Annotated in this window: 1 protein-coding gene; it reads right to left on the reverse strand. The window is 29.6% G+C overall.

The window, feature by feature from the left end; translation table 11 throughout:
• Positions 1 to 298, reverse strand: a 298-nt coding sequence (locus ACRD62_RS22515; protein WP_430822331.1) for a HEPN domain-containing protein, incomplete at its 3' end; no start/stop codon positions are given.
• Positions 299 to 379 lie beyond the last annotated feature (81 nt).

A 379-nucleotide genomic window follows, 5' to 3' on the forward strand; every position in this document is an offset into this window, starting at 1 on the left:
TATAGTCACCTTTATGTCGTTTCTCAAACAAATCGGAATAGATTTTTGAATATTTTCGGTCTATTAATCCTGCTTTGATAAATTCTTGTCCAAATTTTAGACGAGTTCCCGAATGACTTGTAGTTGAAATTTTTCTTTCAATTAATAATGCTCCAACAGCATAAAAGCATGCATAATACATTCGATTTATAGCAGTGTTCCAGAATCTATTTTCAATATGAATATTAACTTCCTCTAAAGTTTCTTTGGCTTTTTGTATGCGATACGATGAATAATCTGAGGGCTTATATTCTGTCATAATTGTATTCCCTCCTTCATTACATTATAGTAAAATGGAGTTATTTTATATTTTGAATTCCATTCACTTAATGAATAAACC

This window comes from Carboxylicivirga caseinilyticus (genome assembly GCF_050589785.1).
GTDB lineage: Bacteria > Bacteroidota > Bacteroidia > Bacteroidales > Marinilabiliaceae > Carboxylicivirga > Carboxylicivirga caseinilyticus.